At 68.9% G+C, this 9,157-nt stretch carries 9 protein-coding genes; 5 read left to right on the forward strand and 4 right to left on the reverse strand.

Annotation, left to right across the window (positions count from 1 at the left end; translation table 11 throughout):
• Both ACFXGJ_RS11395 and ACFXGJ_RS11400 read right to left on the reverse strand, forming a co-directional pair.
• A partial coding sequence (locus tag ACFXGJ_RS11395) for a DUF6777 domain-containing protein (protein WP_378619174.1) occupies positions 1-978 on the reverse strand: 978 nt, incomplete at its 3' end.
• Between the two features lie 73 nt (positions 979-1,051).
• Positions 1,052-2,488, reverse strand: coding sequence for an MFS transporter (locus tag ACFXGJ_RS11400; protein WP_378619176.1), 1,437 nt, complete (start codon positions 2,486-2,488; stop codon positions 1,052-1,054).
• A gap of 94 nt (positions 2,489-2,582) precedes the next feature.
• On the opposite strand from ACFXGJ_RS11400, the gene ACFXGJ_RS11405 reads away from it, so the two are divergent.
• On the forward strand, positions 2,583-3,065 hold the full coding sequence (locus ACFXGJ_RS11405) for a MarR family winged helix-turn-helix transcriptional regulator (RefSeq protein ID WP_378619179.1): 483 nt from the start codon (positions 2,583-2,585) through the stop codon (positions 3,063-3,065).
• 64 nt (positions 3,066-3,129) lie between these two features.
• Here ACFXGJ_RS11405 and ACFXGJ_RS11410 read toward each other — a convergent pair whose 3' ends face one another.
• On the reverse strand, positions 3,130-3,414 hold the full coding sequence (locus ACFXGJ_RS11410; protein ID WP_378619181.1) for a hypothetical protein: 285 nt from the start codon (positions 3,412-3,414) through the stop codon (positions 3,130-3,132).
• A gap of 180 nt (positions 3,415-3,594) precedes the next feature.
• On the opposite strand from ACFXGJ_RS11410, the gene ACFXGJ_RS11415 reads away from it, so the two are divergent.
• Positions 3,595-4,488, forward strand: coding sequence for an SDR family oxidoreductase (locus ACFXGJ_RS11415; RefSeq protein WP_378619184.1), 894 nt, complete (start codon positions 3,595-3,597; stop codon positions 4,486-4,488).
• Here the strand turns inward: ACFXGJ_RS11415 and ACFXGJ_RS11420 are convergent.
• Positions 4,485-5,369: a helix-turn-helix domain-containing protein gene (locus ACFXGJ_RS11420; RefSeq protein WP_378619186.1), complete on the reverse strand. Its 885-nt coding sequence runs from the start codon at positions 5,367-5,369 to the stop codon at positions 4,485-4,487. The two genes, ACFXGJ_RS11415 and ACFXGJ_RS11420, sit on opposite strands and share 4 nt — an antisense overlap.
• 149 nt (positions 5,370-5,518) lie before the next feature.
• Between ACFXGJ_RS11420 and ACFXGJ_RS11425 the strand changes: the two genes are divergently transcribed.
• Genes ACFXGJ_RS11425 through ACFXGJ_RS11435 form a run of 3 tightly spaced genes read left to right on the forward strand, consistent with a single transcriptional unit; the run spans position 5,519 to position 8,492 of the window.
• The gene (locus ACFXGJ_RS11425; RefSeq protein ID WP_378619188.1) at positions 5,519-6,724 is read left to right on the forward strand and encodes an acyl-CoA dehydrogenase family protein; all 1,206 of its coding nucleotides are present in this window, start codon (positions 5,519-5,521) and stop codon (positions 6,722-6,724) included.
• A complete protein-coding gene (locus ACFXGJ_RS11430; protein WP_378619191.1) occupies positions 6,721-7,746 on the forward strand; it encodes a phosphotransferase family protein in 1,026 nt (341 codons plus the stop codon). The genes ACFXGJ_RS11425 and ACFXGJ_RS11430 overlap by 4 nt, the downstream gene beginning before the upstream one ends.
• An 8-nt stretch (positions 7,747-7,754) precedes the next feature.
• Complete coding sequence (locus tag ACFXGJ_RS11435) at positions 7,755-8,492, forward strand: SDR family oxidoreductase (RefSeq protein WP_378619195.1); 738 nt, start codon at positions 7,755-7,757, stop codon at positions 8,490-8,492.
• Positions 8,493-9,157: the final 665 nt, after the last annotated feature.

Here is a 9,157-nt window from a genome sequence, read left to right on the forward strand (position 1 = left end):
CGGTGCGGGTGCGGGCGGCGGTTCCGGCGGCGGTGGCGGCGGTGGCGCGACGACGGGGGGTGGCGGCGGTGGTGCCGCGACCGGTGCGCGCTGCGCGGCGACGATCGGCGGGGACTCCACCTGCGGCGCCGATTGCGTCGCCGAAGGCGGCGGGGCAGGCCGGACCGCCGGCTGGTGTGGCGCGTCGCCGACGGGCACCTGCATCAGGGCGCCGGTCGACACGTCGACCACCGACAACTCCGTCATGACCGATGCTGCCGGCCGAACCACCACGATTCGCGCGGGATCGAAGCCGGCCCAGGGCACGGCGCGCGGGTTCGGGTCGGCGGTCCCGGGGGACTGCAGCGGATTGCCGCGCGCGCATCGGACGCGGGGCATGCCGTGGTCGTCGACGAGCACGATGGTCCCGGCCTCGAGCACGGCCTGCGACGGATCGGCCTTCCCGTCGGCGTATCCGTAACTGGTCACCCGGGTGTCTGCCCGCAGGAGCACCGGAGTCAGGCCGCGGACGAACGAAGGCACGTCCTCGATGTCGAACGTCTGGGACCAGGCCGCGAGCTTGGCCGGGTCCTGCTGGAGTCCGTCGACGAGTTTCGCGCGGTCGCACAGCGGACGGTCGAGGCTGCCGCCGTAGAGGCCCGTCCGGTCACCGGCCACCCGGGCCGGGGCGCCGTCGACCGGAATGACGGTGTCCGGGGGCCCCGGAGGGACGAGAGTCGGGATCTGCGGCGGCAGGAGTTGTTCGGTCCAGGGGAGCGGATCGTCCGAGACCGCACTGCTGAGCGTGACCTTCTCCTGCGTCGATCCGCCGGTCGTCGAACAGGCGAGAACTGTCGGCAATGCCATCGCAGCGGCGGCGGCGACGCAGCACACGCGCACCGCGGGGCTACCCGGTACGCACCCGGAACGGGTGCCTGTGCCGGTGACGTCGCTTCGTCGGGCACCGCGCGCGGCCCGCCCGACCCTGCCGGTGGCCACGGACCCATCGTAGGGGCGGACGCCATGTCGTGTACGGGTTTGCCGCTGTCGTGACCGGTCGTCCGGTCCCTGGCTACCGTGCGGGTGTGAGTTCGGTGGCGCCGGGCTCGATCGTGGCCGGCGCCGGAGACTGCACCCTGCGGGGGATGAAGGACGCGACCAGCAGAGCCAGCAGCGCGGCGCCGGCGCCGATGAGGAAGGTCGTCACGAACGCCGCGTGGGTGGGCACGTCGACCGGCCCGAGCGGCTTGGTCATGTTCGTGAGCACGACGGTCATCACGGCCGCGGAGAACGAGGTGCCCATCGACCGCATCAGCGAGTTCAGACCGTTGGCCGCACCGGTTTCGTGCAGCGGCACCGCACCCATGATGAGGGCGGGCATGGCCGCGTACGAGATGCCGATACCGGCGCCGATGACGGTGGACGCCAGCGCGATCTGCCAGATGGCGCTCATCGCGACCGCACCGATCAGGTAGCCCGTGGCGATGACGACCGTGCCGACCATCAACGTGATGCGCGGGCCGTAGCGGCCGGTGATTCGGGCGGACACGGGAGAGAGCAGCATCATCACGATCCCCGCGGGGGCCATGCACAAGCCGGCGACGACCATCGACTGTCCGAGGCCGTAGCCGGTTTCGGGTGGGGACTGGAGCAGCTGCGGCACCGTCAACGATGTTGCGTACATTGCGAATCCGGTCAGGACCGAGGCGAGGTTGGTCAGCAGGACCGTCGGCGAAGCGGAGGTTCGCAGGTCGACCAGGGGCTCGTCGGTGCGCAGTTCGAACGCGCCCCACGCGAGGAAGACCACGACGGATGTTGCGAGGAGGCCGAGCGTCAGGGGGGACGTCCAACCCCACTGGGCGCCCTTGGTCAGCGGCATCAGAAGGGTTACCAGGCCGACCGCGAGTCCGACCGCGCCGACGTAGTCGAAACGTCCGGGACTGCGTACGGACGACTCGGGAAGGATCACCGCGAGTGCGACCGCGGCGACCGCGCCGAGGCCGGCCGCGGTCCAGAACAGCACGTGCCAATTGAAGTTCTGGGCGGTCCACGCCGCGAGAGGCATGCCGACGGCGCCGCCCACGCCCATGGTCGCGCTCATCACGGAGATGGCGCTCGCGATCCGCTCGCGGGGCAACTCGTCGCGCAGGATGCTGATCCCGAGCGGGATCACGCCGGTGGCCGCACCCTGCAGGATGCGGCCGATGACGACCGGCGTCATCGAGCTGCTGAGCGCACACACGACCGAGCCCGCCACCAGCAGGCCCATAGAGATCAGGATCATCCGGCGCTTGCCGTACATGTCGCCGAGCCGGCCCGCGACCGGGGTCACCACCGCCGCCGCCAGCAGCGTCGCGGTGACCACCCAGGAGGCGGTGGACGCGGACGTGTGCAGCAGATCGGGGAGCACGTGAATGAGCGGGACCACGAGGGTCTGCATCAACGACACCACGATGCCGGTGAAGGCGAGGGTCGGGAGGACGAGGCGCCGTGTGCGCAGGTTGTTCACAAATGTGCAACGTACACATTGTGTGTACCATGCACAACAATTGGGGGGGTGACCACGAACACCGGAGACGCAGCGTGATGCAAAAATGACCGTGATGGAATCCGACAAGAGGGACACCCCGGTACCGGCCGACACGAGCCGTCGACTCGAGCGCGAGATCAGCCTGCTGGCCCGGCACACGGCGTTGGCCAACAAGAACCGGGTCGCCGGTCAGGACCTGGACCGCTCGGCCTACCTGCTGCTCAGCCGGCTCGAACTCAGCGAGCCGATGACCCTCAAGGATCTGGCCGACGCCTTCGGGCTGGACGTGTCGACGGTGAACAGGCAGACCGCGGCACTACTCCGGCAGGGCCTCGCCGAACGGATCGCCGACCCCGCCGGCGGCACGGCCCGCAAGCTTCGTCCCACCGCCGAGGGGCTGCGGATGCTGCGATCGGACCGGCAGCGCACCATCACCGGGATCGATGCGCTCGTCACAGACTGGGACGAGCGGGACCGCCAGAGCCTCGTCGCGCTGCTGCGCCGGATGAACGAGGAGATCGAGCGTCGTCAGGGCCTGAGCTGGCCGCGGGACTGACCGAAACGCCGACGGTCCACCCCGCGTCGCGCGCGTGGTGGGCCGCTCTCGGATCGACGATTTCTCACCCCATCGAACGGGAGGGCGCCGGCGCTCGGCCACCCCAGTCGTTCACCACTGGCTTGACCCGCTTCCACGTCCCGTCGGACTGGCAGGTCTGGTAGCTCCCGTCCGGGTAGTAGACCTTGGCTCCCACGCTGTAGTCCTTGCCGCCGGAGACACACACCGTGGTCTGGGTTCCGTCCGGGGCGGTGCGGATTTCCGCGTGCGCGGCGGCGGCCTGGGCGCCGAGGAGTCCGGCGGCGACGAGCGCCGAGGCGGCAAGCGTCTTCAAGGTTCGGGAGATCATCGTGGTGTCCTTTTTGTTCGGTGGGTTCGTCCAGGTGGACTGGCTACAACGATGGGCGACGCGCGCCTTCGTCAGAAGGCCCCCTAGGGGGGTGAAAACAAGCCACTTGACCAGGTTTCACCGCCCGTGCTTGTACGGTGCAGTCGACCTGAATCGACGAGCATGTGGGGAGAGCTACGGATGGGCATCAACGAAGGACGCGTCGTCGTCGTGACCGGCGCCGCGGGTGGCATCGGGCGGGAGCACGCGCTCGAATTCGCAAGGCAGGGTGCGAAGGTCGTGGTCAACGACCTCGGTCCGGCCGAGGCGGTGGTCGAGGAGATCAAGGCGCTCGGCGGCGACGCCGTCGCGAACAAGGACGACATCTCGGACTTCGAGGGCGCTGGCCGCCTGGTACGCACCGCGATCGACACCTTCGGCACGCTCAACGTCCTGGTCAACAACGCGGGCATCCTGCGCGACAAGATGTTCGTGAACATGACCGTCGACCAGTGGGACGACATCATGCGGGTACACCTGCGCGGCACCTTCGGGCCCTCACAGCACGCCGCGACGTACTGGCGGGAGCAGCACAAGGCGGGTACCCCGGTCGCGCATCCCCGGATCATCAACACCTCCTCGCCGTCCGGCCTGTACGGCAATGTGGGGCAGACGAACTACGGTGCGGCGAAGGCGGGCATCGCGGCGTTCACCGTGATCCTCGCGGACGAGTTGGCTCGGCTGGGCGTGACCGTCAACGCCATCGCGCCCACCGCCCTGACCCAGATGACCTCGGGGCTCGAGGGTTTCGTGGCGGCCGCGGAGGCGGAGAAGGCGCGAACGGGATTCGATGCTGCGGCGCCGGGCAACATCTCGCCGACCGTGGTCTGGCTCGGGTCCCCGGAGTCCGACGGCATCACCGGGCGGATCTTCAACGTGCACGGCGGTTCGATCAGCGTCGCGGAGACCTGGGTTGCGGGCCCGGGCGTGTCCAAGGACGCGCGGTGGGATCCGGCGGAACTGGGTGAGGTCATCCCGGCCCTCGTCGCGCAGGCTCGACCGAATTCCGACATGGCCGGCAACCCTCGTTCCTAGGGGCTCGTCCGCCCGAGCAGGTCGAGTGCGAAGTCCGCGTACTCCGCAGCGATCTGCTCGGGTGTCGACGGCCCTCCGGCACGGAACCACTGCGGCAGCGACGTGCACATTGTCGCGATCGCTCGGCCTGCGTCACGTGGGTGCGCCGTGGTGAGGTGGCCCGAGGCGACCGCGGCGTCGATCTCGGCGTCGAGTAGGTATTGAATCTGATTGCGTGAGTCCGCGATTCGTATCCGGTTCGCAGGCTCGAGGCTGCGCATCTCGCTGGCGCCGATGAAGGCCAGGGATCTCCGGTGGGTGTGGAAGAGTGCGAGTGCCGCCACGATCTGCCCGACCCGGTCGACCGCGGTCGCGCCCTCGTCGCGCGCGGCCCGCACGCGCCAGTGCAGTTCGCCCATGGTCAGGTCGAGTGCACGAACCAGCAGATCCTGCTTGTCCCGGTAGTGGTGGTACACACCGGGAACGCTCATGCCGGCGCGCTCGGCGATCGAGCGCATGGTCGCGCCGTGGTAGCCGGTGTCGACGAACGCGTCGATGGCAGCGGCCAGCACCGGGTCGATGTGCAGCGCGGAGAACTCACGCCAGTGTCCCGCCGGGTGTGGGGTTGCCGTCCCTGCAGGCGTCTCGCCGCGATCCGAACGCGGTCGGCGGGTGCGCGCCGGTGCCGGATCGTGGCCGGGATCCAGCAGTCGCGCGGCCGTCGTGCCGAGCGCGGTGGCGAGGGCGTCCAGTCGTTCGACCGATATTCCGGTCTTGCCGTTCTCGATCGCGCTGAGGGTGCCGGGGCTGATCGACAGCCGCCGGGCCACTTCGCGCAGGCTCAGCCCGGCGGCGAGGCGTGCCTGCCGCACCGACCGGGCCGTCGGTGATGGGTCGCCCATTCGTGCCTCCGGTCTTGGTGTTCAGAAATCCTGAACAATCCTACTGCAGACGAAGTGAATGTCTTTGACACAATGCGTCTTATATGCGATTCTCGGCAGCGAGCGTGGCCGAGCGATCGTTCGGCTGCAGTCCGAGGTGAGGAGTTGCGGTGGCGATCGACCTGAGTTGTTCACCCGAGGTCGTGGCGTTGGCCGAACGGACCCGCGCCTTCACTCGCGACGTCGTGCTCCCGGTCGAGGACGAGCACGGCGGCGACATCACCGCGGCAGGCGGTGACGAGCTGCGGGTGCGGTTGCAGCGGGCCGCGAAGGAGGCCGGCGTGTTCGCGCCGCACGCGCCGGTCGAGTTCGGCGGGCACGGGTTGAACATGTCCGACCGTGCACCGGTCTTCGAGGAAGCCGGCTACTCACTGTTCGGCCCGACCGCGACGAACATCGCGGCGCCCGACGAGGGCAACGTGCACATGCTCGCGCACATCGCCGACCCGGACCAGAAGCAGCAGTACCTCGCCCCGCTCGCGCGCGGCGACGTCCGCTCGGCCTTCGCGATGACCGAGCCGGCGCCGGGTGCGGGATCCGATCCGGCGGCGCTGACCACCAGGGCGGTGCGGGCCGACGGCGGCTGGCGGATCAACGGTCACAAGTGGTTCATCACGGGAGCCGACGGCGCGGGCTTCTTCATCATCATGGCCCGCACCGCGGGCGAACCAGGCGACCGCGGCGGGGCCACGATGTTCCTCGCGCCGGCGGATGCCCCCGGACTGCGGGTCGGCAGGCATATCGACACCCTCGACCGCGCGATGATCGGCGGCCACTGCGAGGTCTTCTTCGAGGATCTGCTCGTGCCGGACTCGGCGGTGCTCGGTGCGGTGGACCGCGGATTCGAGTACGCCCAGGTGCGTCTCGGCCCGGCCCGGATGACCCACGTGATGCGCTGGCTCGGCGCGGCCCGGCGCGGGCACGACGTGGCGGTCGCGCGGGTCGCGGAACGTGAGGGGTTCGGTAGTCGCCTCGGCGATCTCGGCATGGTCCAGAAGATGGTGGCAGACAACGAGATCGACATCGCGGCGACCCGCGCACTGCTCGTCCGCGCCTGCTGGGAACTTGATCGTGGCGAGCCGGCCTCCAATGCGACCGCCATCGCGAAGACCTTCGCGGCGGAGGCGATCTTCCGGATCGTGGACCGCAGCATCCAGATGTGCGGCGGGATGGGCGTTTCCGGCGACCTTCCGCTCGCCCGCCTCTCCCGGGAGGTTCGTCCCTTCCGCGTGTACGACGGCCCGTCCGAGGTGCACCGCTGGGCGATCGCCAAGCGGGTGGTCGGCGCAGCCAAGCGAGAGTTGGCGCAGCGATGACGAGCTTGCCGGGAATGGACGTCGACGCGCTGCGGACGTTCCTCGCCTCGGAGGGCATCGACGTTCGCGGGCAACTGCGGGTGGAGTTGATCAGTGGCGGACGTTCGAATCTGACCTTCAAGGCGTACGACGACGAGAGCACGTGGATTGTCCGGCGCCCTCCGGTCAGCGGGCTGACCCCGTCCGCGCACGACATGGCGCGTGAGTACACCGTCGCCCGGGGACTGCAGGGGACCGGCGTGCCGGTCGCGCGTACCGTCGCGTTCGACGAGCACGGACGCGCGCTTGGTGCCCCGACGACGGTGGTCGAGTTCGTGGACGGCCGAGTGGTACGCGACGCCGCCGACCTCTCCGCCCTGACCGACGCGCAGGTGCAGGCGAATGCGCACGCGCTGGTGCGAGTGCTCGCAGACCTGCACGCTGTGGACTACGAGGCGGTGGGACTCGGAACCCTCGGCCGTCCGCAGGGATTCGTTGCCCGGCAGGTGAAACTGTGGGCCGGCCAGTGGGATCGGGTCAAGACCAGGGACCTGCCCGACGTCGCGGCGCTGCACTCGGCGCTCGCCGAGTCGACACCGCACTCGACGGCGGCCTCGATCGTGCACGGCGACTTCCGTATCGACAACACGATTCTCGATGCCGCCGATCCGACAGTGGTCCGCGCGGTCGTCGACTGGGAGCTGTCCACGATCGGCGATCCGATGACCGATGTCGCACTCATGTGCGTGTACCGGTCGCCGGTGTTCGATCTGGTGCTCGGGATGGATGCGGCGTGGACGAGCACCCGGCTGCCCTCGGCGGACGAGTTGGCACAGGCCTACGCCACCGCCTCGGGTCGGGACCTGGCGGACTGGAATTTCTACCTCGCCCTCGCGAACTTCAAGCTCGGTGTGATCGGCGAGGGCATCACCCACCGGGCCCTGCAGGGCTCGAGTGCGGGTAGTGGTGCCGAACGGGCGGCCGAGGCCACACCGGAGTTCATGGCCGCGGGGCTGCGTGCGATCAAGGGAGTGTCGTCATGAGTTCGTCGATCGGGAAGTCCGCGCTGGTCACCGGTGCCTCACGTGGGATCGGCCTCGGTATCGCGACCAGGCTGGCCGCCCTCGGCTACTCGTTGACGGTGACCGCCCGGGACGAGGCCCGGCTCGACGCGACGGCCGTAGCCCTGCGCGCCGCGGGGGCCCCTGAGGTGAACGCGGTGGCGGGTGAGTTGTCCGACGACCGCTGCCTCGCCCAGCTCACGGAGCGGCACCAGGACCGATTCGGCGCGATGTCGGCCCTCGTCCTCAATGCCGGGGTCGGGACCGCGGGTCCGGTCGCCGAGTTCCCGATGCGACGTTTCGACAAGACCCTCGACGTGAACCTACGGGCGCCGTTCATGTTGCTGCAGCAGAGCCTGCCGCTGCTCCGGCGCGGAGCTGCCGCAGACCCCGGCCGCGGCGCGAAGGTGATCGCGCTCGCCTCGATCACCGGGGTCTACGCCGAGCACGGGCTGGCGGTGTACGGGGCGACCAAGGCGGCGTTGATCTCGCTTGTGCAGACTCTCAACGCCGAGGAGTCGGGCAACGGGGTCTGCGCGACCGCGATCTCGCCGGCGTACGTTGACACCGACATGAGCGCGTGGAAGCACGGCCAGATCGCACCGGAGCAGATGCTCGCGGTCGGCGACGTCGTCGAGATGGCGGAGGCCCTGCTCAGGTTGTCCGCACGGGCGGTGGTCCCGAATATCGTGATGACGCGTTCGGGCACCGACGGGTTGCGGGCCTGAACGAGGCATAGCAGACCGGGTTGCTCGCCAGCAAACCGAACGGTTCCGTGAGGCTACCTCACGGACTGTGATCAGATCACAATCTCCCTGTGATCAACGCCCAATCTGACATCATCGCTCGCCCATAGCCCTTGACCTGCGCAAATCCGGTCGAGTTCGGATTCCTGCGGTTCGGTCGAGGGTAACCGGCGTTGTTCGAACGTCTCGAACTTGGACGCTTGTCGACTGAATGTTCAAAAGGCTTCGAACGTGACCGGCAACACGGTAAGTTGCCTCCTGCGGTCGTAGGCGCCCTGCCTCGTCCGCAGTCGGGACGCCGTCGGTTGGGCGGTGTGATGTTCTTCGGGAGGGCGATCTGTGAGTACACAATGGATCGACGATGATCGCACGCAGGTTCCCGCTGCGGAGTCGATGATGCAGTTACCGCGGCGCAGTCGGGGACAGGCCCGCACGGAGTGTGTGGTTCGTGACGTCCTCATGACCTGCCGATAGATTGCGCGCCCGTCGGCGCGCCCACTTCCCGCTGCGAGATGCGGATTCCTTCTTGACGAAATCTGTCTTCGGCCCCCCGTGCCTGTCGTAGCCCTTGGTGCATTCGTTACGGCGGCCGTCGGGCCTGGGTGTTTACCGGGACGAATGTGTTGTTCCAGAAAAAGGGGTATGAG

Origin of the sequence: Rhodococcus sp. NPDC059234 (assembly GCF_042754225.1) — a bacterium.
Taxonomy (GTDB): Bacteria; Actinomycetota; Actinomycetes; order Mycobacteriales; family Mycobacteriaceae; genus Rhodococcus_G.